At 59.9% G+C, this 25,611-nt stretch carries 25 protein-coding genes; 18 read left to right on the top strand and 7 right to left on the bottom strand.

Annotated features, from left to right (window positions below):
- Positions 1-24: 24 nt before the first annotated feature.
- From PAB09_RS08725 to PAB09_RS08715, 3 genes are read left to right on the top strand one after another with little or no spacing between them, the layout of a single operon-like run.
- Positions 25-660 carry a YigZ family protein gene (locus PAB09_RS08725; RefSeq protein WP_271033295.1) on the top strand — a complete coding sequence of 212 codons (636 nt, stop codon included), beginning with the start codon at positions 25-27 and terminating at the stop codon, positions 658-660.
- A gap of 11 nt (positions 661-671) precedes the next feature.
- The gene (locus tag PAB09_RS08720; protein WP_271033294.1) at positions 672-902 is read left to right on the top strand and encodes a hypothetical protein; all 231 of its coding nucleotides are present in this window, start codon (positions 672-674) and stop codon (positions 900-902) included.
- A 32-nt stretch (positions 903-934) separates the two neighbouring features.
- Entirely contained in the window at positions 935-1,360 is a 426-nt protein-coding gene (locus PAB09_RS08715) for an RNA-binding S4 domain-containing protein (RefSeq protein WP_442873661.1), read from the top strand.
- Between the two features lie 126 nt (positions 1,361-1,486).
- On the opposite strand, the gene PAB09_RS08710 is transcribed toward PAB09_RS08715, so the two are convergent.
- From PAB09_RS08710 to PAB09_RS08685, 6 genes are all read right to left on the bottom strand, one after another.
- Positions 1,487-1,630 carry a hypothetical protein gene (locus PAB09_RS08710; RefSeq protein WP_271033293.1) on the bottom strand — a complete coding sequence of 48 codons (144 nt, stop codon included), beginning with the start codon at positions 1,628-1,630 and terminating at the stop codon, positions 1,487-1,489.
- A 238-nt stretch (positions 1,631-1,868) separates the two neighbouring features.
- Entirely contained in the window at positions 1,869-2,861 is a 993-nt protein-coding gene (locus PAB09_RS08705; protein ID WP_271033292.1) for a GTP pyrophosphokinase, read from the bottom strand.
- Positions 2,862-3,040: 179 nt separating this feature from the next.
- A complete protein-coding gene (locus PAB09_RS08700; RefSeq protein WP_271033291.1) occupies positions 3,041-3,886 on the bottom strand; it encodes a hypothetical protein in 846 nt (281 codons plus the stop codon).
- Between the two features lie 307 nt (positions 3,887-4,193).
- A complete protein-coding gene (locus tag PAB09_RS08695) occupies positions 4,194-5,618 on the bottom strand; it encodes an exonuclease domain-containing protein (RefSeq protein ID WP_271033290.1) in 1,425 nt (474 codons plus the stop codon).
- Positions 5,619-5,771: 153 nt separating this feature from the next.
- Positions 5,772-7,997, bottom strand: coding sequence for a glycogen debranching protein GlgX (glgX, locus tag PAB09_RS08690; protein WP_271033289.1), 2,226 nt, complete (start codon positions 7,995-7,997; stop codon positions 5,772-5,774).
- A 457-nt stretch (positions 7,998-8,454) separates the two neighbouring features.
- Positions 8,455-9,045: a TetR family transcriptional regulator gene (locus PAB09_RS08685; RefSeq protein WP_271033288.1), complete on the bottom strand. Its 591-nt coding sequence runs from the start codon at positions 9,043-9,045 to the stop codon at positions 8,455-8,457.
- Between the two features lie 780 nt (positions 9,046-9,825).
- Between PAB09_RS08685 and PAB09_RS08680 the strand changes: the two genes are divergently transcribed.
- Both PAB09_RS08680 and PAB09_RS08675 read left to right on the top strand, forming a co-directional pair.
- Positions 9,826-10,515 carry a hypothetical protein gene (locus tag PAB09_RS08680; protein WP_271033287.1) on the top strand — a complete coding sequence of 230 codons (690 nt, stop codon included), beginning with the start codon at positions 9,826-9,828 and terminating at the stop codon, positions 10,513-10,515.
- A gap of 823 nt (positions 10,516-11,338) precedes the next feature.
- Entirely contained in the window at positions 11,339-11,974 is a 636-nt protein-coding gene (locus PAB09_RS08675; protein ID WP_271033286.1) for a hypothetical protein, read from the top strand.
- Positions 11,975-11,976: 2 nt separating this feature from the next.
- Here the strand turns inward: PAB09_RS08675 and PAB09_RS08670 are convergent, their stop codons facing one another.
- Complete coding sequence (locus PAB09_RS08670) at positions 11,977-12,924, bottom strand: YbjN domain-containing protein (protein WP_271033285.1); 948 nt, start codon at positions 12,922-12,924, stop codon at positions 11,977-11,979.
- 746 nt (positions 12,925-13,670) lie between these two features.
- Between PAB09_RS08670 and hisD the strand changes: the two genes are divergently transcribed.
- From hisD to lgt, 13 genes are all read left to right on the top strand, one after another.
- A complete protein-coding gene (gene hisD, locus PAB09_RS08665) occupies positions 13,671-14,990 on the top strand; it encodes a histidinol dehydrogenase (RefSeq protein WP_271033284.1) in 1,320 nt (439 codons plus the stop codon).
- Positions 14,991-15,044: 54 nt separating this feature from the next.
- Entirely contained in the window at positions 15,045-16,142 is a 1,098-nt protein-coding gene (locus PAB09_RS08660; RefSeq protein ID WP_271033283.1) for a histidinol-phosphate transaminase, read from the top strand.
- Between the two features lie 69 nt (positions 16,143-16,211).
- Positions 16,212-16,814 (top strand): imidazoleglycerol-phosphate dehydratase HisB, encoded by a 603-nt coding sequence (gene hisB, locus PAB09_RS08655; RefSeq protein ID WP_271033282.1) that lies wholly within the window; start codon positions 16,212-16,214, stop codon positions 16,812-16,814.
- A gap of 2 nt (positions 16,815-16,816) precedes the next feature.
- Positions 16,817-17,017, top strand: coding sequence for a hypothetical protein (locus PAB09_RS08650; RefSeq protein ID WP_271033281.1), 201 nt, complete (start codon positions 16,817-16,819; stop codon positions 17,015-17,017).
- Between the two features lie 67 nt (positions 17,018-17,084).
- Positions 17,085-18,353: an MFS transporter gene (locus PAB09_RS08645; RefSeq protein ID WP_271033280.1), complete on the top strand. Its 1,269-nt coding sequence runs from the start codon at positions 17,085-17,087 to the stop codon at positions 18,351-18,353.
- A 357-nt stretch (positions 18,354-18,710) separates the two neighbouring features.
- Positions 18,711-19,343: an imidazole glycerol phosphate synthase subunit HisH gene (gene hisH / locus PAB09_RS08640; RefSeq protein ID WP_271033279.1), complete on the top strand. Its 633-nt coding sequence runs from the start codon at positions 18,711-18,713 to the stop codon at positions 19,341-19,343.
- 69 nt (positions 19,344-19,412) lie between these two features.
- Positions 19,413-20,141 carry a bifunctional 1-(5-phosphoribosyl)-5-((5-phosphoribosylamino)methylideneamino)imidazole-4-carboxamide isomerase/phosphoribosylanthranilate isomerase PriA gene (priA, locus tag PAB09_RS08635; RefSeq protein WP_271033278.1) on the top strand — a complete coding sequence of 243 codons (729 nt, stop codon included), beginning with the start codon at positions 19,413-19,415 and terminating at the stop codon, positions 20,139-20,141.
- Positions 20,138-20,938, top strand: a complete 801-nt coding sequence (locus PAB09_RS08630) for an inositol monophosphatase family protein (protein WP_271033277.1) — start codon at positions 20,138-20,140, stop codon at positions 20,936-20,938. The genes priA and PAB09_RS08630 overlap by 4 nt, the downstream gene beginning before the upstream one ends.
- Before the next feature lie 290 nt (positions 20,939-21,228).
- Positions 21,229-22,005 carry an imidazole glycerol phosphate synthase subunit HisF gene (gene hisF, locus PAB09_RS08625; protein ID WP_271033276.1) on the top strand — a complete coding sequence of 259 codons (777 nt, stop codon included), beginning with the start codon at positions 21,229-21,231 and terminating at the stop codon, positions 22,003-22,005.
- 114 nt (positions 22,006-22,119) lie between these two features.
- Complete coding sequence (gene hisI / locus PAB09_RS08620; RefSeq protein WP_271033275.1) at positions 22,120-22,506, top strand: phosphoribosyl-AMP cyclohydrolase; 387 nt, start codon at positions 22,120-22,122, stop codon at positions 22,504-22,506.
- 62 nt (positions 22,507-22,568) lie between these two features.
- Positions 22,569-23,252 carry a TIGR02234 family membrane protein gene (locus PAB09_RS08615; RefSeq protein WP_271033274.1) on the top strand — a complete coding sequence of 228 codons (684 nt, stop codon included), beginning with the start codon at positions 22,569-22,571 and terminating at the stop codon, positions 23,250-23,252.
- A gap of 323 nt (positions 23,253-23,575) precedes the next feature.
- The gene (gene trpC, locus PAB09_RS08610) at positions 23,576-24,382 is read left to right on the top strand and encodes an indole-3-glycerol phosphate synthase TrpC (protein ID WP_271033273.1); all 807 of its coding nucleotides are present in this window, start codon (positions 23,576-23,578) and stop codon (positions 24,380-24,382) included.
- 311 nt (positions 24,383-24,693) lie between these two features.
- The gene (lgt, locus tag PAB09_RS08605) at positions 24,694-25,593 is read left to right on the top strand and encodes a prolipoprotein diacylglyceryl transferase (RefSeq protein ID WP_271033272.1); all 900 of its coding nucleotides are present in this window, start codon (positions 24,694-24,696) and stop codon (positions 25,591-25,593) included.
- Positions 25,594-25,611: the final 18 nt, after the last annotated feature.

The following is a 25,611-nucleotide window of genomic DNA, read 5'->3' as shown; positions in this document are numbered from 1 at the left end:
AGCGGGCACTGCTAGGTATCCACAGTGGAGGAAAGCTACTGTCGCCCGAAACAGGGCGTTGAATTCTTCAACGAGATCGAGATCAAGCGCTCGAAGTTCCTGACCTTCATCAAGCGCGCCGAGGACGAAGCCCAGGCGCGGCAGTTTATCGGTGAGCTGAAAAAGCGCTACCCCGACGCCCGCCACCATTGCAGCGCCTTTATCATCCACGTCGAGGAAGCCAACCCCATCGAGCGCTCCAGCGACGACGGGGAGCCCTCCGGCACGGCAGGCACTCCCATGCTCGACGTGCTGCGCGGCTCCGGGTTGCTCGACGTGGTGGCGGTGACGGTGCGCTACTTCGGGGGAATCAAGCTCGGCGCGGGCGGGCTCGTGCACGCCTACTCGGACTCGGTTGCCCAGGGGCTAGAACAGGTCGCATCCGTGACCCGCTCCCGACGAGAGCTCGTCCAGGTTTCCTTCGCTCACGCCGACGCAGGCCGGTTGGAGGCAGAGATTCGTGGACGCGGCTATTTCATTCGCGACGTCGACTACGGCGCCCGGGTTACCTACACAATTGCGGTTGTGCCCGGTACCCGGCCGGAGCTGGAGGCAACCCTCGCCGCGCTGACCTCCGGCGGCGCCCGGGTGATTGATGCCGGGATCGATTGGGTGGAATAGAATCACTTAGCATGACTATGCAGCCACGCCCGAATAACCCAATCGCTCAACGCAAGGCCGACGTACGCCGCTATTCCCGCAATGCCGCAGTCTCTGTGGGAGTGGGCGTTATCGGCGGTGTCGCCCTCTGGGGCCTCACCGGTGGCATCGGCTACCTGATTATCGGCCTGATCGTCGCCGTCGTCGGTGGCTGGACGAACTGGAACAAGGTCCAAAAGATCGTCAATCACAAAGATTATTAAGCCCACTGCCAACCACGAGATTATCAACTTCCATGACCACATCCTCGGCTCGACCTTCCCCTAGCACAGGTGGCATTCAAGGCATCGATGACACGAAGCCGGTGCGCATCGATGCGTGGGTATGGGCGGTGCGACTATTAAAGACTCGCTCCCTCGCAGGCGAGGCGTGCAAGGCAGGGCATGTCAAGCTCAACGGCAAGCCGGTCAAGCCCTCACAGACGGTAGTCCCCGGCGACAGGGTACGGGTGTGGGCCGATCACCGCGAGATCGATGTCGAGGTCACCCGCACCATTCGCAAAAGGGTGGGGGCCGCCATCGCGACGACCTGCTACATCGACCATTCACCGCCACCACCGCCGAAGGAAATACTGTTGTCGATGCCGCGCCGCGACCGTGGCGCTGGGCGGCCGACGAAAAAGGAACGTCGAGAGATCGACCGCCTCCAAGGCAGACGCTAAAAAAGACCTGTTACGCCAGATGCGTAGCAGGTCTAATATATTCCGGTGTCTGTTCAATGAAAACGAGCCCGTCTTATGCGCTCAATCAAGGTCAAACCCACCAGGAGAAAGGAAAAACGGTCGAAATTACAGACCCAGTCCCCACGTAGCCGGAGGGAAGTCGATTCCCAGCGGGCGCAGGTTGTCGGCAATGTATAGCGCCCACACGTGTAGGAAGTCTGCGACCTGCGGGAAGTCAGCCAGGGTGGGGACTTGGATCGAACTCAGCATTATTTCTCCTCAAGGACTCGTTTAAGTGGTTGTCAACCACAACTCCCGCAAGATACCGATACGTCCTCTTGTGACGAGTGGTTGCACCTATAGTTTTTACCCTAATGAAGCGAGAATTTTAAGAAGACCACGCTGATGCGCGCTTGGAGGTACCCACACGTAACTGCCCTGGGAGCGAGGCGAAGGCGCGCACCGGACCTTCGCGCGCCGTGCCCGTGCGGTTTCTTTGATCGGCCATTCACTGCTTGCCGACGCCAAGGGCCTCCAAGCGATGACGCAGCTTGCCTTCACGGGCAGCGGAGCGGGAACCCAGACCTGCGGTGAGGCGAATATGTTCCTCGCCAAATCGCTGCAGGAGGAGATCGTCGACGATGCGAATCTGACCAGGCTTGAAGCGATACTTCATCTTCGCGGTCACTTCGTCGATCGAATCCCCGCGCAGCAACTCACGAAGCTGGCTAACAGTAGTAATCCCGTGGGCATCGAGCAGCTCCTCGAGGAAGGAATAGTCTTCCATGCGCGACTGCGGAAACCGAGAACCAACAATCATCGCGATGATACCTGGAAGCGTCTTCGCGTTAAGCTCCACGTCGTTGGCAGGGCTGGCTTCGGGTTCTTGAATGGCAGCGATTTGATCGAACTGTTGATCAGCCAGCTCGATGAGCCCGGCCGCCAAGGTGAAGGCGCGATCGACCCGCGGATCCAGTGGGCGACCGGAGCGTTTGTAACGGATGTCATGCTCGAATTCGGCCCATGCATGCTGTAAAACGGTGCGGATTTGCACCTCGAATTGCCAGCCTTTATAAGCATTCAGCTCATCGACTCGGTCGTCGACTTCCAAAATGAGGTGGTGGGATCCATAGCCAAAATCACCGGCGATGCGTGTTTGGGCGGCCTTATCCACAGAGCGCCGCACGATGAACTGATCACGCAGAGCCTCGATGATTTCGGGGATTTCAGTGGAATGAAACGTAGTAATCCGAACCCCGATAATGTCGTGGATGTCTGTCCACGGGTTGGCGTAGACGTATTCCCCCTTGGCGTTGCGCTTGGTCGCCTTCGACTTCAAGGAGCGCCATTGTTTCATCCGCGCGCTTACGCGGTCGAAAGTAAGGCCAGCATCAGAAAGGACGGACTCGATCGCCCAATTGAATTCCTCAGCCGCATGAGGATGGGCACGCTCGAACTGGGCGTAGGTATTGTGAAGCTCCCCGAGATTGCGTCCGGACACCAGGCCACCCCTCCTGCTATGTGGGTTATGTAACGACAGCCTCTGCCAGCAAAAAATCAGAGACCTTCAGCTACTAGGTCCTGGAGGCGCCCGTGGCACCGGGTTTCGAGCGTATGGCACGATCCGACCTTCTGTAGCTTACCCAGCTCATTCTAGGCGTTGGAGAGCCCGCCCACCGCTTAGGCTTGTGCAACTGCCTCGAAAGTGCGTGCCCGTTCCGCCACAATCTGCTCATCGGTTCCGGTGGGCCTGCCCTCACCACCGAATAACAAGAATCCCTTGGGGAACCCGGCATGAGCGCGAAAGAGCCAGAATTCTTGATCCCGGCCGTAGGTTTGTTTGAGCCACTCCTCCCACGGTTCCCTCGGGCTATGAGTGGGAATGGCAAAAAGCAAACCAGGTTCAGGCGAAAGGAACATCACCGGTGATTCGAGAACGTGCTGGAAGTGGCTATCTAAGAGTGTGAGGGTGCGCGGATGCGCCAACCACGAAGAGGGGGCCGAGGAAGGGAAACGGAGTTGATGGCCGGGAGTGCGGAGATGCGTGTAGAAGGAAGCAGGCCGATGCTGGAATCCATATCCCTCTGAGGTCCGAATCTCCGCAAGCATCCTACGGGCGGCAAGTTCCCACGCCGCGTGAGCCGAAAGTCCGAGGAATGACAGTTCCTGGTTGCTTAACAGGTGATCATGGAGAAAGAAGTTACACACAAATGCTGGGGAAAGCGACATCCCCGCAGGAGCGGCAGGAAAAGACTCATCGCCCAATTGCGGGCGTAGGAACCAGTCCTGGCGGTTGAGCTGGAGCCGAATATGATTGCGGTGATCATGCGGCATCATTGGTTCATCATCGAGGTGAATCTGAACATAGTCACCTTCCGTGCGGAATCCTTCCCCAAAATCCCGCCTGAAGGGGCTCTTGCCGCCGAAAATCCCCGACGCCTGCGGGCTAGAATTCCTGCGGTGATCCCGTCGCGTACCGCGGAAGAAAACTTCTTCGCCTTGATCGCGGGTGGGGTTGATTTCCATGGGTGTCTCCTTCGCGCCAGTTGGTGTTACAGCCGTGGGGCCATCGAGCTTGATTCTTGTAGTCGAATAGACGAAAGAAACGACCAGCTGGTTCCCTTCCTGCGGCAAGGAGGAAGAATAACAACGCCGCTGGAAGGAAAAGACCTGTTCAAGGTGGGAAACGATGAAAATACGTGCCCGCGATTTAGACAGGCGGGCGCAGTTGGTGGGACCGATGCGCGTCGGCAAGCATCTCCCAACGAACCAAAGGTGACACGAAAGGAGCGAAAACGGGCATCAATGAAGGGGACAGGAAAGGAACATGAGCCTAGAACGGTGGTTCCTCCTGTGCATCGAGGCCGAGGTGATCGAAAAGTTGCTTGGCCGACCACAATGTGATCAGTTGGCCCTTCGCGATCAGTTCCTCGGCACGCTTTTGCTTGCCCGTGACCGAATCCCAGGGGCCGATGACCAGCATGGTCGTCTTCTTTGTCACGCCCTTGGCGATGATGGCACCGCGCTTGGCCATCTCCCGCCACAAGAGCCCCTTGTCGAAGGGGGCGAAGTCGCCGGTGAGCACCACGGTCTGCGCGAAAAGGGCATCGGCGGGGTCGGCGTCGGTATTGGTCTCGGGGATTTCATCAGGTGCTGCGGCCTTCGCCCACCGGCCGGCACTTGAACGCCTAGGAGGCACAGGGTTTTTCGGCTGAGCCTGATCATCTGAGCTCACCATCGCGATGGGGCCTCCCACATTGATATCCAAAGTGGGATCTGGCTGGGAAGCGGCGACAGCCTCGACATCGTTCTTTCTAGGCGTGTTATTGAGGGCAGGTCCCCTAAACACGGGCAGCCGAAGGACCGGGTGGACCTTGCTGGGAGTCAGCTTGCCAAGATTGAGCTTCCAGTGCTCGAAAACGTGGGCGAGTTCGCCGGTAACTTCGTCCCGGCGGGCAAGCTCAACGAGAATGCGGCCGCAGGCCTTGGCGTCGGCAAGCGCGTCGTGATGCTGAAACTCGGAGATCTCCAAGAAACGCGCGACAGTAGGAAGCTTGTGATTGTCAATCGGAAGACTTGCGGCACGGGCTGCAGCAAGCGAACAGCCGAACACAACAGTCGGGGTGTCGATGCCGGCTGCGCGAGTAGCTCGAAAAAGCGCGGTCATATCAAACTGTGCGTTGTGCGCGACCACAGGGAGCTCTCCGACAAAGGCCATGACCTGCGGTAAAACCTCGGCGAAGCTGGGGGAGTCTTTTACCTGATCAGCCGTGATCCCATGGATGGAGACATTGAACTCATCGAATCGCTCGAGCCCCGGTGGTGGCGTGCACAGCCATTCCGCGGTATCGACGATATCGCCATCACGGAATCGAACCACACCAATCTGGCAGATGGATCCCCAATCATCGTTGGCGGTCTCCACGTCTAGTGCCACGAAACTCAGCCCAGGAACCAGCCTCGGCGAAGGAGCGTCCCCACCCAGCAGCGCCTCCATTTGATCGACGAGGCTGCGCTGCTCATTGAGATAGCGAGGGGGGAAGCACACGATGTGAGACGTCCCGTCGTTGTAAGCGATCTCTACTTCACCGGCATCGAAGTTGGTGGCGGGGCGGGAGATCGTAACGCTTGAAATCGTGCCCACGGGAATCTCAGTGACGCGATCACCTAGTGCCCCGGCCAATGCGTGCGGGTACAGGCTTAGCCCCGAGGCAGAAATTGCGATGTCTTTTCCGTGAGCATGAATCAGCGCGGTCATTTGCCCAATTCTAGTCACCGCACGGCCAGAAACAGCCACAGGGCAAGCAGATGGTTAGATGATAAGGCTAAACCCCCCGCAGGAAGGCACACTCATGCCTGCTGCGTGGGGGCGAGCATGCTCGCACGTTCGCGGATGCGCCGTGGAGCTAAACTAAATCTCCTTGGGGGCGGTGTATTCGTCAACGACAACCTTGGGAGCGATTTCTTTTTTCCGCTTTAATGCAACGGGAGGATCGACCTGGCGGAGCAGCATCATCGAGCGGCTAGGGACGGTAATCGTCCCACCGGCATTGATCACCTGCGGATCTTTGGGATAGCCGGTGGACTCCGTGGTGTCCACGATAAGCTTCCAGCTCGCGCCGAGCTGAGCGGGGGGAAGTGTGAACTCGATGTCATCGAAGTGGGCGTTGAACATCAAGAGGAACGAATCATCCACGATGGCGTTGCCGCGGTTGTCCGGCTCGGCGATCGCCTTGCCGTTGAGGTAAACCATCAGCGACTTACCGAACGCAAAGCCCCAGTCATCCTGGGTCATGAGCTTGCCGGAAGGCACGAGCCAGGCGATGTCGCGATCTGCCACATCGTCACCGAGCGGGCCACCGGCGAGGAAGCGGCGCCGTCGGAACACCGGGTGATTCGAACGAATGCGAATGAGACGGCGGGTGAAGTCCACCAGCTCGGAGTTCTTTTCCGCGAGTTCCCAGTCGACCCAGGCGATCGTGTTGTCTTGGCAATAGACGTTGTTATTGCCGTCCTGGGTGCGTGCCATCTCGTCACCGTGCGCGATCATCGGCGTTCCCTGCGACAACAGCAGCGTTGTGAGGAAGTTGCGACGCTGGCGGGCGCGCAGCTCGAGGATCTTCGGATCGGTCGTGGGGCCTTCCACACCACAGTTCCAGGATCGGTTGTGGCTTTCGCCGTCCCTGTTGTCCTCACCGTTGGCCATGTTGTGCTTCTCGTTGTAGCTGACAAGGTCGTTGAGGGTAAACCCATCGTGGGCAGTGACGAAATTGATCGACGCGGTGGGGCGGCGACCATTGTTGGCATACAGATCCGACGAACCCGTCAAACGCGAGGCAAACTCGCCCAAGGTTGACGGCTCACCGCGCCAGAAATCACGCACGGTGTCGCGGTACTTGCCGTTCCACTCCGTCCACAGCGGTGGGAAATTACCCACCTGGTACCCGCCTTCGCCCACATCCCAAGGTTCGGCGATGAGCTTGACCTGCGAGACGACCGGGTCCTGCATGACAAGGTCGAAGAAGGTGGCCAGCTTGTCCACGTCGTGAAGCTCACGAGCCAGGGTGGAGGCCAGGTCGAAGCGGAAGCCATCCACATGCATCTCCGTAACCCAGTAGCGCAAGGAATCCATGATCAGCTGCAGTGGGTGTGGGTCGCGAACATTCAGGGAATTGCCCGTTCCCGTGTAGTCCATGTAGTGGAATTTGTTTCCGTCAACCAGGCGGTAGTAGGCCTCGTTGTCGATGCCGCGGAAGGCGATGGTTGGGCCAAGGTGATTGCCCTCGGCAGTGTGGTTGTACACCACGTCCAAGATGACCTCGATGCCGGCTGCGTGGAAGGCACGAACCATGCCCTTGAATTCGGAAACGGCTCCGCCTGGCTTGCGGGCTGCGGCATAATCAGCCTGGGGCGCGAAAAAGCCGAAGGTGTTGTATCCCCAGTAGTTGCGCAGGCCGAGGTCACGCAGGCGATCGTCCTGCAGGAACTGATGCACCGGCATCAGTTCGATGGCGGTAATGCCCAGTTCCTTGAGGTAGTTGATGATTGCTGGGTGCGCCAGACCGGCGTAGGTGCCACGAAGTTCCTCGGGAACCTCCGGGTGGGTCATGGTCATGCCCTTGACATGGGCCTCATAGATCACGGTTTCGTGATACGGGGTCCGTGGCGGGCGGTCGGAACCCCAATCGAAGAAGGGGTTGACCACGACTGAGAGCATGGTGTGCCCCAGGCTGTCTTCGGTGTTGCGAAGGCTAGGGTCTTCCGGGTGATTGATGTCGTAGCTAAACAGGGACGGGTGACCATCGAAGTCGCCGTCGAAGGCGCGCGCATAGGGGTCTACCAGCAGCTTGTTGGGATCGCAGCGCTTGCCGTTGGCGGGATCATAGGGGCCGTGAACGCGGTATCCGTAGCGCTGCCCTGGGGAGACTCCCGGCAGGTAGCAGTGCCAGATGTGGTGATCGACCTCGTCGAGGACAATGCGTTCTTCCACACCCTCACGATCGATCAAGCAGAGTTCTACCTTCTCAGCGACGTCAGAGAAGATTGCGAAATTGGTGCCGGCGCCATCATAGGTGGACCCCAAAGGGTAGGCAGCCCCGGGCCAGACTTTATGCTTCTGTGCTGAGATTTCGCTCATAAGAGGAAATTCTACCTATAGTCCTCTCGGATTTTGGGATGAGTGGGACAAAGCAGTGCGCCTCACGCGAGCTCATTTCCATCATGGTCGAGGGTAGCTGTGCGCGTGGGAGATGTGCACCCGGTGGAGGCTGTTGTACATCATTGGTCGTCTGCGCAGCTTGCGGGATTAATCGCAGCCTGATGGGCGGGGTCGCGGAAAGGGCAATTCGGGTGGATGAGGCGCGGATGTGTGAGGGCAGCGCAACATTCACAGGGACTGTGAATTAACTTAAGCTTCTCAATACGGGTGTGAAACTGCGTGCTGGCCAGCAGTGGGGGAAGGGACGGGGCGCCATTCCCCATGCTTTCGTAATTTCGCACAGCCCGAAGGTAAGGCTGGGCGACGAATCTCCAAGGACGGACTCAATCAAGCTTCCAGTCGGTGCGATCTTCGTATCTGAGAAGGTAACGGGCGGCTATTTCCGTGCGCCAGCCTCGATGAGCTTGATTCCCTCGAGGAATTGCCGGGTAAAGCCCACCGTCAGTTTCTTGACCTCCTCGCGTGCGCGCGAGTCGTCTTCAGGGTGGGCGGCGAGCACCTTCTGCCTTTCCGTCTGCTCGAGAACCGTGGCTCCCAGCAAGAAATGCAGGGCGGTTGCCGCGGCGATGGGCGCCTGTGGGGAGGCGAGGTTGGCTGCGAGTCGATGCTCGACAGCTTCGCGCAGCTCGACCTCTGATAATGCCGCCGACAGGAGTTCGGCCCCGTCACGGTAGCCGAGCATGATAGCTCTGAGGTTTTCACAATCTCGCATAAACGTTCCCTCCGGAGTGCCACTGAGGCTGATCGAAGTAGCGGGGGAGGCTGCATCACCCTGCGTGAGGAAAGGCGTGAGCATGTGTCGCGCGATAGCGTCAATAAGAGCCTGCTTGTTTTTGAAGTGCCAATACAGTGCGCCCGGTGCCACGTGAAGCTGGGTGGCCAGACGTCGCATCGTCATATCTGCCAGACCGTAAGAATCCAGTATGTTGATACTGGCTTCGATGATGATGTCCTTAGTCAAATGCACGCTTAATAGAGTATCGTTTTTCTCTTCTGCGTCTCCTCATTACGTCCCGTCAATAAACTCTCACAGTTGACCGTGGCGGGTGATGACGCTGCATGGTGAGCAGGCAACTGTACGTCGTCGGCCGTTGGCTGCGGATTCATTTATATGGTTGCGGTTGCGGGTGGGTCCCGTCGTGTCTTGCTTGGCGACGCCAAGGTGCGGCGGCAAATGAGAATAAAAAGGCTTGGCTAGTGTCCCCTCATTCTTTGAAACGTGAAGGCGACTGCATTCCCACACCTATGAGAAAGTGCTGGTGGGACCGTGGCGAGGGGTGTGCGGATTGCGGCGAGATCTCAAACGCGGGGTATTCGACTCATGGAAACGCACAATGGGGTAGGTCGGGTGCCCTCTAATTCGGTGGCATGTGGCAAAGCGCGCGGAGAAAAGCTGTGATCTTTCAAGAAAGGGTAATTGCGGGTGTTACTTATTTTGCTATAGTTACCGACTTGAAGCGGCTTCAAGAGCGGGGAATGCCTGAAAATGAAAAGTAATACGCCCTTCCGGTGCGCGTGGTGCGCTCAGATTGTTTGAATCAAATTGGACGGTCAATCGGAAGCGCCTAATTCATTGGGTGGGAATAATTCATTTTCCCTTGAAGTCGTTTGGCTGCAGAAGACGTGTAAAAGACTTGGTCTTTTGCCGATGAACGCAATATAAAACCAAGATATTCGCCAAAGCGATCATCACAGTGCGGGCACTTACCGGTCCTGCGGCGCTGTGGAAGTGTGAGGAGTAAAGCCCATGTTGAATCCGAAACGACCTAGCAAATGGAAGAAGACGTTGGTAGCTTCCACCGTCATCGCCACCCTTGCACTTTCCGCTTGTGGTTCAAGCGATGAGGAAGACACCGCCGCGGCCGGCTCCTCTGCTACTCCTACCTCCTCGGCAGTGGTGACTTCCGCCGCAGAATCCTCTGCCTTGCAATCCAGCGCTGCCGATGCCACCGATGTTTCTTCTGATGCCGCAGCCCCAGAGGCAGAGGCAGAGGCAGAGGCTGCTGCGGTAGACCCGGCTGTGGATCCGGCAGCTGCTCTGGAGCAGGCTCAGATCGCCGTCACTGAGCTCCAACCTGTTCAGGGGCAACCCGCTTCCGACGCTGATGCCGCCGCAATCACCTCGCTGGTGACAAACATCAACAACGAGACCACCTTGCGTGGCTATATTGCATACGTGCCTAACCGCACCTGCTCTCGCGTAATCGAGGCCAACGGCGGCCAGGCTGCCCTTGACTTCAGCGTGATCCCGGATGCGCCGCTGAGCACGATTCCGGAGGCCGCAGATTCCCACGTTGATGGTGTCAGCGACATCGTTATCAACGGCAACACCGCGTCGGCAACCGTTACGGCAACTTCCAACGGCCAGACCACCACTGGTACCCAGCGCTTCCTCAATGAAGGCGGCAACTGGCTGTTCTGCGACGACCAGGGATAGTACGTTCACACGGCCCCAGTGATTTCACGCTGCGGTTTTTATGAAACCCCATCTCCTCTCCTTTTTCGCATCGCTGAAACTTCGAGGAGGTGGGGTTCGCAAATTCTCGGACCAAACACAATCCATAGGGCCTCACATTGCCAGCGGCTGTTGAGTGCAGGGCAGACTAAACAACGACACACACACCCGCGAGTGGTCTGTGGAAACAAAAACAGTGCGCGACCGACATAAGTGGGATCTGGTCAAGTACTGAAAATGTTGACTAAAGGTGTACCCGCATAGGTTGCCAATTCCACAGGTGAGGCTGACGGAGGCGAGGTGTGGTTTTACCCCTACTCGACTCCGCCTTCATCCATCCCTACATAAGCCTGTACTAGACAGCGTGTGCGCACATCACACCTGGTGCCAAGGCTATGTTGGCTGTGTTCTATTTTGTTCTTCTATGTCCTTCTATGGGGTGGGGGAGTCCTGCCATCGCTACCGGCCAGGCAACGGCTGCGGTTCGTGGACGGTGGGCGTCGGCAAGTATCAAGGCACCGTGCTTCTAGCGTGCCCATGAGTGTGTCACTGCGTGCACACCGCATCAGAGCGGGGAGGGTGGGATCGGGGGGATGGGGGCGAGTAATCTAGTCAAGCGCGAGCCAACGATGCTTGAAAGCGGTTCCTGCGCGGGTTACTGGCGCGGCCTTGGGCGCTCACGGTGTTCGTTGCGCTAGTGGTTTCATGGGTTTCTGCAGGTTTGCGAACTCCGTGCGTGGGTTCGTAACAGGCTTACTCACGATTGCCGGCTCGGCAACAATGGATGAAAGGAAGCACCGCCACGATGGCTGATGCGAGAGAATCGTCGACGACACGGCGCTTCACTGTGGGACCACGGGTTGGCGCCTACGCCGGGGTTGTGGCCGGAGTGTTGCTCAGCTTTATCCTCGGCGGCGCGCTGTGGGGGCTTGTGCGCCCTGGCTATACCGCAACCGTTGTCGAGGACTCCCAAGTCGAATTGGGTACGGAAGTCAACGTGGAATTTACTGCATTCTTCTGGTACGTGCTGATCTGCGCCCTCCTCGGTGGTGCCGCCGCCGTCATTGCCTACACGCGCTCACCGCGCACGCGCGGGGTGGGGATGCTGCTGTGGGTTACTGTGTGGGCGCTGATCGGCGCGCAATGCTTCATGATGGTCGGGGAGTTTATTACCGACCTTGTTCATGGGATCGATGATCCGGATGCCCTCGGCGTTGGCGACGTCATCACCTATGTGCCGTATTTCAGTTCCGGTATCGCAGCGGATTGCGTCGGCGGCTTCTGGGCCTCGATCATGTACTGGGCGCTCTTGGTCTCTGGGGGTGATGCAGCAGCCTTCCAAGAAGGCCGTGGTCATTGCCGCGGGGTGAGCGCGCACGAAGGAACGGACGAAGGGGATGGAGCCAGCGAGCTTGAGCTGCAGGGAAAACCGGGCGCGTAGGTCTATTCGGGCCAGTCGACGGCTGGGGTGCCCGAGATCTCGCGGGAGAGGTGGTCGATGCACTTGAGGATGTGGTGGACCGCCAAAGAGAGATTATGGAGGAGCTGAACGTCATTCAAGCCAGCGCCGGTGTCGCACACATACTCCACTCGTAACTGAAGGCCCTGCTCGTCTTGAGTGCAAAACGCCTTCGTGGTGATGTGGTCCTCGTTCCACTCGTTACACACCAAGAAGCAGCGCATGAAGTCGCGCTCGGCATCGAGGTCGCTATCCCAATGGCCCTTGACGAGCAGGGAAGGGCTAGACTCGATGAAAAAACCAATGAGAATTGAGTTGACCCACGCGAGGAGGGCGACATCATCGCCCTGGGTCTTGGAAATACCCAGCTCGCCCAGGCTCGTGCGCACCCGTTCCAGATCAACAGGTTCCGGGGTGGAATCGTCGATAAGCGCATCGACATCATCGAAAGTGGATTTCCTGCTGTGGCGTGGTTGGGTAAGCTCAGGGAACCTTTCGCCGAAAAGATCCGACGCCAGCGCGGAAGCATCGGCGGTTATCTGCAAGAACGCACACACCTGATCGAAGCTAGCGCCACGGTCGACAGCAAGGGTGGAGCGAAAGTTGACGCGGATCGAACCGTCATCGTCGATATGCAACACGGCCGCCGGATTCACGCGCTGACCATTCCAATCGGCGATGAGCTCTGCGACCGAATTGACCATGCTCAGATCCACCCGGCCGGTCATGGTGGCATCGACGCACAAGACGCGGGCGAAATCGTCCTCAAATCGAATGAGGAGATCATGATTCGGCCACGGCACTTCGATGCGATCGGAGACCGCGCCCATCGTGATATCGAAGTGGAAGCCAAGCTCCTCCAGGCAGCGAATGATCATGCCCTGATCCACGAACTCGGGGGTTTGAGTTCGCTTGGGCTCGTCGACTGCCATAGAAGAAGTCCTCCGGTGCGATGCGTAAACTATGACACACACGAAAAAGCGTGCGCGCTTGTGGTTTCAGGAAGCAATTGTAAGTGCCAAGTTGTAGCGCTGGGGCAAGTTTCGTAAATACACACGCTATTCAAAGCCGGCTCCTGCTTTCTTGGGGGAGGTAAGCACACCCGCTAGTGGGGTAGAATCCCTTACGATTCCTGGGTGCTTTTCAAGGCAATTAGTTGGTGATATCAGGCCTCCGCATCCAGTACACAGGGCTACATAGGGGGCGTAAAAACACTCCGGGGCTACTCACATCACTCCGATTACATTCACACCACTCATTGCTCGTCACAACCCTAGCCGGCAACAAAACAACCACGAAGCATAAAAAGCCACACCACCCGCGTGCGGTGCTAAGTGGAATGCGCCGGGGAAATTCACTAGCCACAAGGCGCCGAATGGGGGATAGAAAACACCCGCCGGATACACCTGTTTTGGGAGTCGAAGGCTGCGGGGGAGCTGGGCCAAAATATACTGTGAAAAAGTCTTCATGTGGACAGGCGGCGGCACGCGTGGACACGGTTAGCTCAGAACCTAGCTCAGGTGTTACTTGATACACCTACGCGAAGGTTTCCGGTATCAGAGCTACGCCTTCGTTGTAGCACAGTGTCGTCACTAAACTACGAGACGTCACCAGCGCCGATGCGTCCACGCGTTGACCAACGGCAAACACACAAGATAAATAAAGGAAACAGCGAGCAATGTTGAACATCATCGATCTGCGGGGCCGTCGGCCGTCGACAAGCGAACTGCGCCGTGCGCTGCCGCGCGGTGGTACCGACATTCAGGCGGTGCTGCCGGTCGTGGCGCCACTCGTTGAGGATGTGCGCGTCAACGGTGCCAAGGCCGCCTTGGACTACAGTGAGAAGTTCGACAACATCCGCCCCGCCAGCGTCAAGGTGCCCTCAGAGGTCATCGACGCCGCGCTGGCGAGCCTCACTCCGCAGGTGCGCGAAGCGCTCGAGGAATCCATCCAGCGCGTGCGCAAGGTGCACTCGGAGCAGGTTCCAAGCGGGCACACCACCACGTTGGCACCTGGTGGAACCGTGACGGAGAAGTTCCTCGCCGTCGAGCGTGTGGGCCTCTATGTTCCCGGTGGAAACGCTGTGTATCCTTCCTCGGTCATCATGAACGTGGTGCCAGCCCAAGAGGCGGGCGCCTCCACCATGGTCGTGGCCTCCCCGCCGCAAGCGCAATTCGGTGGGTGGCCGCACCCGACCATCCTGGCAGCCTGCTCGTTGCTGGGCGTGGACGAGGTCTGGGCCGTCGGCGGCGGCCAGGCCATCGCGCTTTTGGCATATGGCGATGACGAGGCAGGCTTGGAGCCGGTGGATATGATCACCGGCCCGGGCAACATCTACGTCACTGCGGCCAAGCGCCTCGTGCGTTCGGTGTGCGGCATTGATTCCGAGGCAGGCCCCACCGAGATCGCCATCCTCGCCGACGACACCGCTGACCCGGTATGGGTGGCCTATGACCTCATCAGCCAGGCTGAACACGACGTGATGGCGGCGAGCGTGCTGATTACTGACTCCCCGGAGCTTGCTGAGGCCGTGAACAAAGAGGTCGAGGCCCGGTATGGTGTCACGCTCAACGCCGATCGCGTGGCCGAGGCGCTGCGCGGGCAGCAGTCCGGAATCGTCCTCGTTGACGACCTCGAGATGGGAATTCAGGTGGCCGATGCCTACGCCGCGGAGCATCTAGAGATTCATACCGAAAACTCCCGAGAGGTGGCGGAGCGAATCCGCAATGCTGGCGCCATCTTCGTCGGCGGGTTCTCCCCAGTTCCCCTCGGAGACTACTCGGCAGGCTCCAACCACGTGCTGCCCACCTCCGGTTCGGCACGCTACAGCTCGGGGCTTTCCACCCACACCTTCCTGCGCGCAGTCAACATCATCGAATATGACGAGGCCGCGCTCAAGGAGATCTCGCCGACGATCATCGCGCTTGCCGACGCCGAAAAGCTCCCAGCGCACGGCGAGGCCATCAAGGCTCGCTTCGAGGACCTCACGCCCGAATAAGCACCCTTTTCGTCACACACTTTCACATCAACACCGAAGGTCAGAACTCATCTCATGGCACGAATCACTTTGGCCGACCTCCCGCTTCGCGAAGAACTGCGCGGCGACGAACCTTATGGCGCACCACAATTGGATGTGCCCGTTCGCTTGAACACCAACGAAAATCCTTACCCGCCGTCCGACGCCCTCATCGAGGAACTAGCGCACTGCATCGCCGAGCAGGCCCGCGAGCTCAACCGCTACCCGGAGCGCGACTCCGTGGAGCTGCGCGAGGCGCTGGCCGAGTACATGACCAAGCAAACCGGCGTCGCGCTGACGAAGGACAACCTGTGGGCGGCCAACGGTTCCAACGAGGTGCTCCAGCAGCTGCTGCAGGCCTTCGGCGGCCCGGGACGCAAGGCGCTAGGCTTCCAGCCCAGCTACTCCATGCACCCCATCCTGTCCGCCGGCACCCAGACGGAATTCGTCTCCTGCCCGCGCGATGAAAACTTCCGCATCGACCTCGACGCCGCCAAGGCCGCGATCGCGACCCACCAGCCGGATGTCATCTTCGTGACGACCCCGAATAACCCCACCGGTGATGTCACCGACCTGGCCGTCACTGAGGAGATCATCAAAGCTGCGCCGGGTATCGTCATTGTCGACGAGGCCTACGCGGAGTTCTCCGATTCGCCCTCGGCGGTGTCTTTGATCGACAAGTACCCAGCAAAGCTCGTGGTGTCGCGCACCATGAGTAAGGCCTTCGACTTTGCCGGCGGACGGCTGGGCTACTTCGTCGCCGATCCCGCATTCATTGACGCAGTGATGCTGGTGCGCCTGCCCTATCACCTCTCCGTGCTGTCGCAGACCGCGGCCTTGGTCGCGCTGCGCCACTCCGGCGACACACTGGCCACGGTGGCAACCCTGGTTGCAGAGCGCAAGCGCGTCCAGGCGGAGCTCAAGGCCCTGGGCTTCGAGGTCATCCCCAGCGAATCGAACTTCTTGTTCTTCGGCAACTTCGCCGATCAGCACGATGTCTGGCAGCAGTTCCTTGACGAGGGTGTACTGATCCGTGACGTCGGCGTCAAGGGGCACCTGCGCGTCACCATTGGCCTGCCGGAGGAAAACGATGCCTTCCTTGCCGCCGCGACCACGATTATCGCAAAGCTGTAGGCACAAAGGCGCCCAGCCTCCTACCTCTTCTCAAACCTTTAGCCTTCACCACAGCAAGGAGAATCCCCCATGACCGAACGCATCGGCACCGTCCACCGCACGACCAGTGAGTCTGACATCGAGGTCAGCATCAACCTGGACGGAACGGGCAAGGTGGACATCAGCACGGGTGTGCCGTTCTTCGACCACATGCTCACCGCCCTCGGTGTGCACGGCGCTTTCGACCTCCGCGTGAGCGCCAAGGGAGATACCCACCTCGACGCCCACCACACGGTCGAGGACACCGCCATCGTCCTTGGGCAGGCTATCGCGGAGGCAGTGGGCGACAAGCGAGGCATCAAGCGCTTTGGGTCTTTCCTGCTTCCCATGGATGAAACCTTGGTGGAGGCTGTCGTGGACTTTTCCGGCCGCCCCTACTTTGTGATGAATGGCGAGCCTGAGTACATGGTGCATTCGATCATCGGCGGGCACTACGCCACCGTGATCAACCACCATTTCTTCGAGACGCTGGCGATTCATTCGCGCACGACCCTGCACGTCAACTGCCGTTACGGGCGCGATCCGCACCACATCACGGAGGCTGAGTTCAAGGCGGTAGCCCGTGCGATGCGCGAGGCCGTATCCTCCGACGATCGCCTCACCGGCATCCCGTCCACCAAGGGAGCACTGTAAAGATGCCGATCCCACTCGCCGCGGAGCAGTCGACCGGCTCCTACCTCGTGGTCTACATCCTGTTCATGATCGCGGGGTTGCTGGTTGGCGGTTGTTGGACAACCTACAAGAATGACCATAAAATTCTTGCTTTTGTCCTCGGTGCCTGCGCTTTGGTTGCCGTGCTTGGCGCTATCTTGTGGGCTGTTGGTATCTTCCAATAGTGTGTTTTTGCTTTCCGACGTCTACAGTGCCCGCCTCCCAGCCTGACAAGCTCTGGGGGCGGATTTTATGAGTAGCCCATCACAACCCACCGCCGCGAGCGGGCAGGCCCTGCTGACCATTCCCGGCCTCGGCTGGCTGCTGGCCGCCGTTGCGCTTGCCTTCGCAGCTTTTTCCATCATGCTGCCGATCGCACCTTTGGCTGTCCTCGATGCCGGTGGATCCAAGGTGGTGGCAGGAGTGGCTACGACCGCGTTTATGGTTGTCACCGTGCTCACGCAGTTGGCCACCGCCACGTTGATCAGCCGCTTTGGCTATCGCCGCGTCATGCTCGTGGCCACCGCCTTCTTGTCGATGCCGGCGCTCATCCAGGTTTTCGTCACCGATCCGTGGGGGATCGTTGCGATCTCGGCCCTGCGTGGCATCGGTTTTGGAACCGTGTGCGTTACCCAATACGCCCTCGTGGCCAAGCTGGTCCCAGAGGGAATGTTCGGCAGGGCCTCTGGTGCGATTGGGGTCGCGGCGGGGTTCGCACAGATGGCCACGCTGCCGCTCGGAGTCATTGTTATCACCACCGCCGCCGGGTTCCATGGCGCCTACCTTATTACGGCGATCGTCGGCCTTGCGGGTCTAGCTGTGTGCTTCTTCGTCCCCGAGCCCGCACAAACCCGGCGCGCACCGCAAACGCGTACGCGGGAAGAACCAACCAGCCAGCCCGGGCAGCAGAAAGAACGGGACCATAGGGGAGGACTCATCAAACTCTTTGCCCTCCCGGCCTGTGCGTTGGCGAGTGTTTCCATGAGCTACGGTGCCATCTCGAGCTTCTTGCCCGATACCGCCGCCGCCATGGATCCCACCGTCGGGGCGATGTTGGCCGGCATCATGCTGTCGGTCATCGGTGGCGCGCAGATGGTCGCTCGGTACGCTGCGGGGGTCATCGCTGATCGTGGACAAAAGGCGGGCGTGCTGTTGCCACCCGGGCTCATCCTCACCGCAATGGGTATGGCTGGCATTGGCCTCGTCGTGGCTGTGAATGGCTCGGTGTGGTGGTTTTTGGCGCTGGTGTTAGTGTTTGGCATCGGATTTGGTGTGGTGCAAAACGAGACCATGCTGGTGATGTTTGCTCGCGGCCACAAAGAACGCATCGCGCAGGCGTCGACGGCGTGGAATGTGTCCTTCGATTCAGGCACGGGGTTGGGGTCGGTGTTGTTCGGCGCGGTTGCGACCATCGCTTCGACCAGCGGTGCCTACTACGTGGCGGGCGTGGTTATCCTTGCGGCCACGGTGGCAGTGATTATCGACGCGCGAGTAGGTGGACACCGCAATACAACCGGGTAGGTAGACACCGCAAAAACGATATGGTCGGTGTGGCGGAAGCCCTGCAGCGAGGCATGGCTTTAAGGCGGAGGCACTGTGACAGTGCACAGCGTTTGCGTTGACTCAACAGCACAGGCCTTCTGGTTCTGCTAATCGGCAGATGCCTGAGGGCCAAGCAGGCACCTTTCCTGTAGGCCGTGGCGTGCCACGGTGCGCGCCGACGATGGTCCTGCTGCCCAAGGATGGGGCAGATACTCCCCGTGCGCAGGCGGGAGCAACAAAGGGACCCGGGACCTCGCCGTCTCGTTTGTCCTGTGAGGAGGCAAGCACCCCCCGAAACTACAGGGTTGTTTTGGCGGTGCTCTAAAATGAGCCACCATGAAGACAGTGGCACTGCTTGACTATGGCTCCGGTAATCTCCGCTCCGCACACAGAGCGCTCGAAAGGGTCGGCGCCAGCGTAACGGTAACCTCGGATCCCAAAGAGGTTCTTGCCGCTGATGGGCTCCTTGTCCCCGGTGTGGGTGCTTTCGCTGCCTGCATGGAGGGCTTGAAGAAAATCAAGGGCGACCGCATGATCGGCGAGCGGCTGGCAGGCGGGCGCCCGGTGATGGGCATCTGCGTCGGCATGCAAATCATGTTCGAACACGGCGTGGAACACGGCATCGCCGCCAATGGGTGTGGGCAGTGGCCGGGAACCGTCGAAAAGCTGCAGGCATCCGTGCTGCCGCACATGGGGTGGAACACGGTGCAGGCAGCCGAAGGAAGCGAGCTTTTCGCGGGGCTCGATCCGCAGACCCGCTTCTATTTCGTCCACTCCTACGGTGTGCGCCAGTGGGAATTCGAGCCGGATGGCCTCACCGAGGCCCCAAAGGTGACGTGGGCAACCCACGAGGACGACCGCTTCGTCGCAGCGATTGAAAACGGCCCGCTGTGGGCAACACAGTTCCACCCGGAAAAGTCTGGCGACGCCGGGGCACACCTGCTGGAAAACTGGCTGCGCCAGCTCTAAAGATACAATTCGCGCACGGGAGCGATATTCGCCAACCGATCCCGCGCCCCTTTACTAGACTGGATAACCATGACCTTTACTCTTCTTCCCGCAGTCGACGTCGTAGGCGGCCAGGCCGTGCGCCTTAACAAAGGCGAGGCAGGCACCGAAAAATCCTACGGCAGCCCGCTGGAATCCGCGCTGAACTGGCAGTCCCAAGGGGCGCAGTGGCTTCACTTCGTCGACCTCGATGCTGCCTTCGGTAGGGGCTCGAACCACGAGATGATGGCTGAGGTTATCGGCAAGCTCGACATCGCGGTGGAACTGACCGGTGGTATCCGTGACGATGAGTCCCTCGAGCGTGCTTTGGCAACGGGAGCCAAGCGCGTCAATATCGGCACCGCGGCCTTGCAGAAGCCGGAGTGGATTGAGAAGGTGCTCGGCGAGTACGGCGATAAGGTTGCCGTCGACATCGCGGTCAAGGAGATAGACGGCGAGTGGCGAACCCGTGGCAACGGGTGGGTCTCTGATGGCGGCGATCTGTGGGAGGTCCTCGAGCGATTGGACGCCCAGGGGTGCGCCCGTTTTGTGGTGACCGACGTCTCCAAGGACGGAACGTTGGAGGGACCCAACGTGGATCTGCTGCGAGACGTTTCTGCAGCCACTGATGCTTTCATCGTCGCCTCCGGTGGTATTTCTTCCATCGACGACATCGTGGCGATTGCCAAGTATGCCGACGAAGGCATCGACTCCGCCATTATCGGCAAGGCCCTGTATGAGGGGCGTTTCACTCTCGCAGAGGCACTCGCCGCACTATGAATGATCTGCGCGAGCTCTACCACATTGGCGAGGCGGTCCTCGATACCGCCGAGGAGATGTTCCTGCAAGGCCTAGGCGCTGATCCGACACATTTTAAGAAGCCGGGAGACTTCGCCACGGAGATCGACCTATCGATCGAGCGTTACCTGCGCCAGACGTTGAGCTCGCTCACGGGTATTCCCGTGTTCGGTGAGGAGTACGGCGGTGACGACGGACCCCCGCAGTGGGTGGTTGACCCGGTTGACGGCACGGCCAACTTCGCCGCCGGCAATCCCATGTGTTGCGTATTGTTGAGCCTCGTGGTGGATAACGAGCCCGTTATCGGCTTGACTTCGGTGCCGGTGACCAGGCAGCGCTTTGGCGCGTTCAAGGGCTCGCCGCTTTTTGTCAACGGCCGTGCGCAGGCCCCTTTAAAGGATCGTCCCTCCATGGCCGCCCACGTTGGTTTTTCCAGCGTTTCCTCGCCGGCGGAGTCGGGTTTTCCCTCCATGTTGCGGCAGGGCATTCTCGGGGATTTGACTCGTACCTACCTAAGGCCTCGGATTACCGGGTCGGTGGGAATTGACCTCGCCTACACCGCCGCCGGCATTTTCGAGGGGGCGGTGAGCTTTAGCCCCTACCTATGGGATAACGCCGCGGGCGTGGCGCTGGTTCGGGCCGCTGGGGGAGTAGTCACCGACATCGATGGAAATCCGTGGGAGGTCGGTGGCACCGGGGCGGTGGTTGGTTCCCCCAGAGGGCATGCGACCATCGTTGAGCTCATCCAGAAATATCGACAATCCCATGGGGATTCTTAAGCGCCGGGTCGTGTGGCACCTACCAGTTTCACTGATCCACGCGCCGGCCAGGCGCCCGGGATGCTTTCCGACGTTTCCAATGTTCAGGTAAAAGCAGACGCTAAAGTTTATCGGACATTGCTGAAAAGACAGCGCTCCGATTGGGGAAGCCGCAGGCGAACACCTCAGTTAGGAGTCCTTCAAACCGGTAGGCGACAGCGGGCCGATAGTCAGACAACTGAATAGATGAAGAAAACGTGTCAGTACCCATCCTAGAAACCGACAGAGAAGATATAGAGGAAAGAACAAACATGGCTGTTGCAATTCGCGTCATCCCCTGCCTAGACGTCGATCGTGGGCGTGTGGTCAAGGGCGTGAACTTCGAGGGGCTCAAGGATGCCGGCGATCCGGTTGAGCTTGCGGCCCGCTACGATGCTGAAGGCGCAGACGAGCTGACCTTCCTTGATGTTTCCGCCTCAAAGGATGGGCGTGGCACCATGCTCGACATCGTGCGTCGCACCGCCGAGCAGGTATTCATCCCGTTGACGGTTGGCGGCGGGGTGCGCAGCGAGGAAGATGTCGATCAACTGCTGCGCGCCGGCGCGGACAAGGTGTCCGTGAATACCTCCGCGATCGCGCGCCCGGAGTTGCTGTCCGAGCTGTCCAGGCGTTTCGGAGCCCAGTGCATCGTCTTGTCGGTCGATGCTCGCCGGGTGCCCGAGGGCAATCCGCCGCAGCCGTCGGGCTTCGAGGTCACCACCCACGGTGGTAGCCGCTCTGCCGGAATCGATGCCATCGAATGGGCCAAGAAGGGGGAAGAGCTCGGCGTCGGCGAGATCTTGCTGAACTCCATGGACGGTGATGGTACGAAGGCAGGCTTCGATCTCGAGCTGCTGGAGAAGGTGCGCGCCGCGGTAAGCATCCCGGTGATCGCCTCAGGAGGCGCAGGCAAGGCTGAGCACTTTCCGCCGGCGATCGAGGCTGGAGCCAACGCCGTGTTGGCGGCCTCCATCTTCCACTTCGGGGAGGTCAGCATCCGCGAGGTCAAAGATGCCATCGCCGAGGCAGGCTTCGAGGTTCGCCGCTAAGTCGCATTCGCCGCGTCAATCGAAGCCTCAAACCGATAGGCGTCGGCAAGCATCATGCGGCGAGGGTCAAGAAACGAAACACACAAGACAACGTAAGATTCGATGAGGACATCAATGACCACCCCACACACGCAGGTACCGCACGCGGAATCGGACAACCCGGCCGACTTTGACCTCGACCCGGCGATCGCGCAGCGGGTGAAATTCAACGACAAGGGGCTCGTCCCGGCCATCGTCCAGTCCAACCAGGGTGAGGTGCTGATGATGGCGTGGATGGACTCCCACGCGCTGGCGTACACTCTTGCAAGCAAGCGGGGAACGTATTATTCCCGCTCACGCAGCGAATACTGGATCAAGGGCCTGACCTCCGGCCATGTGCAGGCGGTCACGGGCGTGCAGCTGGACTGTGACGGCGACACGGTGTTGGTCACCGTCGAGCAGACCGGGGGTGCTTGCCACACCGGCAATCGCACCTGCTTCGATGCCGACCGCCTGATGTAGCCTCAAGCCAGTCCCGGTAGCGAAGCGAAAAGATCGATTAGAAAACGTGGCGTAAAAAGAACATGGCAAAGACGAACGTTGTAGCAAGCCTCATGATCGGCGCGGGGGCGGTGGCCTTGTGGGCAGCCTCGCGCATGTCGTGGATCACTGTGACCGCCTTCGATGACAAGTCCGGGGAAAAGACCGTCGATCTCATCGGCTCCCTGTGGTCGACCGAATCGAGCGCGGTAGGCCTCGTCCTTGCGGTCGCCTGCATCGCGGGCGTTGCTTTACGACGCCTCGGGCGCCGTGTTGTAGGCATCATCGCCGCCGTTGCCGCGGCTGGGGCGGCGTGGTCGCCCATGCAGTTGCTGTTTAGCGCGCCCGACGCCTCCCGTGTTCTCGGCTTGCTGAGTTCCGACAACTCCACCTCTCGCTCCGATCAGGGCGCCTTATTGTCTGGCTGGGCGGAGATTTCCACCATGAGCGTGCAGGTGCCCGCGTTGGTTGTGGCGCTGCTGGGCTGTGGTCTTGCCCTGTTCGGCGGCATCATCTTGGCGATGCGTCCGGGGGCTGACACCGCAAAGCGCACGCAATACGAGCGCACGCAGGCCCGTCACGAGCGCGTGCTCGACGATCTTGAGTCGGACCCCGACTCCGGCCGCGTTTTGTGGGATGCCATCGACGCCGATATTGATCCCACCGATCCGGCAGGTCCTGCGGGGCAGGCGCGGCCATTCGGTTCTACGGATTCGCCCCAGCGTTAAGCCTGCCGTGCTCGCGCTTTCCGGGATTGCCTGCCGACGCCTTGTCTGCTGCCACGGTGTGTGCTCGCACTCGCTCTTCCTGCCTGCTGAAATCAATGTTCAGGTGGCAGGGGTGATTGCGGCCGCACCGTGATTTCTTTTCGTCTAGGGGCTACCAGTAATCTCGTGTAGAGAAAAGCCAGACTCCTTGTACACCACCGCGTTATGACAACCGTGGCAAGTCGCTCCACTGAGTAAATGTGTGTGACTTGCTCCGGCCATTGGCTTCGCAAAAAGTGCAAGAGGGGCTGGACAGCAGCCGAAATCCTCGGGGAGTAGCCGCCATGGAGTCGATCTTTGACCAGATCATCGAAGGCGTGATTGAAGACGTCGCTGCGAGGGAGGCTCGTGTCTCATTCAAAGAGATCAAGGCCCGATCCCGCGATTGCGAGCCACCCCGAGACGCCCTCGGCGCGCTGCTGGGACCCGGCTGCGGGATTATCGCAGAGATTAAGCGCGCGGCACCCTCGGGCTTTATCGCCGATATCTCCGATCCAGAGGAGCTGGCCCGCGAATTCGAGGCCGGTGGCGCCCATCTGATCGCCTGCCAGACCGAGAGGCGTCGATTCCACGGTTCCTTGGAAGACATGGCGCGGGTGCGCAGTGCGGTCAGCGTTCCGATCATGATCCGAGACTTCATCGTGGATCCGTATCAAATTCACGAGGCGCGCTGCTACGGTGCCGACGTGATCCCGCTGCGGGTGGCCGCGCTTGATCAGGCCCGCCTCGAGTCGCTGATCGACCGCGTGGAGTCGCTCAACATGACCGCCCTCGTCGAGGTGCGCAACGTGGAGGAGGCAAGCCGCGCCATCGAGGCCCATGCCCGGGTCGTCGGGGTCAACGCCCGCGACTTCACCACGATGACGCTCAATCGCAAGGCTTTTGCCGAAATTGCACCGGGCCTGCCGTCGGAGACGATCCGGGTAGCGCTTTCTGGTGTGCGCAATGCCAAGGAGCTGCTGTCGTATGCAGCAAGCGGTGCCGATGCCGTCGTGATCGGCGAGGAGCTGGTGCGCGCGGCCTCACCACGCGCTTTTACTCGTGCTCTCGTGGCCGCGGGGCAGCACCCTTCCTGCCCGTCCCGCGGCTAGGTGGCGAAGCTGGCTGTGGCTTAAGTCTTGGAACCCTGATCGTCGGCAAGCATGCACGCCGCAGGACAGTCCACCGTGGCGGCACAGGCCGCACACGCGAGATGACGCGGCGAGGCGAACAACAAGCGGCGCCGTGCGAATGCCCGGGAGACGATCGGAGGAAGCGGACCTCGTCGGGGACGCAGGCGCGCGGAGGCAACCGGTCTCGCTGTGACCTGCCTAGGCTAGGGTATTAGAAGCTGCATGCCCGCCCAGGGGACGAGGAAATGGGCGAATACGTACAAGGGACATATAAGGACGGAAAAAGACCCATGACCGAAAGTTTGTTGGCCGCATTTCCCTCGCCACCGCAAGGCGTCTGGCACCTGGGGCCGATCCCGATCCGCGCCTACGCGCTGTGCATCATAGCTGGCATTTTCGCAGCCCTGTGGCTCGGTCGGAAGCGTTACGTGGACCGCGGTGGCAACGGCGATGTGGTGCTAGATGCGGCCATCGTGGCCGTTCCCACCGGCATTATTGGTGGCCGACTCTATCATGTCATCACCGATCACCAGCAGTATTTCTGCAGCGACTGCAATCCGATGGATGTGTTCGCCATCACCAACGGTGGGCTGGGTATCTGGGGTGCGGTTGCCCTAGGCACCTTGAGCGTGTGGGGATATCTGCGTTATAAGGGAATTCCTTTTGCCCCCTTCGCCGATGCCTTGGCTCCCGGGGTCATCCTTGCCCAAGGTATTGGGCGGCTGGGAAATTACTTCAATCAGGAGCTCTACGGCGCGGAGACGACGGTGCCCTGGGCCTTGAAGATCTTCTACCGGGTGACCGCCGATGGCACCTATTCGCCACTGAACGGGCGATCCACCGGCGAGGTGATTGCCACCGTGCATCCGACGTTCTTGTATGAACTCGTATGGAATGTGGCCGTCTGCGTCTTCTTGCTGTGGGCCGACAAACGATGGAACCTCGGCCACGGGCGAGTATTTGCCCTGTATGTTGCCTGTTACACCTTCGGGCGTTTCTTCGTTGAGACGATGCGCACCGATCCAGCCACGATGGTTTTCGGTATGCGCATCAATGAACTCGTTTCCATCGTCGTATGTGCGGTAGCGGTTGCGGTCTTTTTCCTTCTTAAAAAGGGGCGCGAGGCGCCGCAGGAGGTGGCTGGCAGCGCTGCGGTTGGTGACAAGAACGAACGGCCAGCGTCATCGTGACGCCGCGGTAGCCTCTCT

Origin of the sequence: Corynebacterium sp. SCR221107, from assembly GCF_027886475.1 — a bacterium.
Classification (GTDB): domain Bacteria; phylum Actinomycetota; class Actinomycetes; order Mycobacteriales; family Mycobacteriaceae; genus Corynebacterium.
This window is presented reverse-complemented; position numbering and strand designations above follow the sequence as displayed.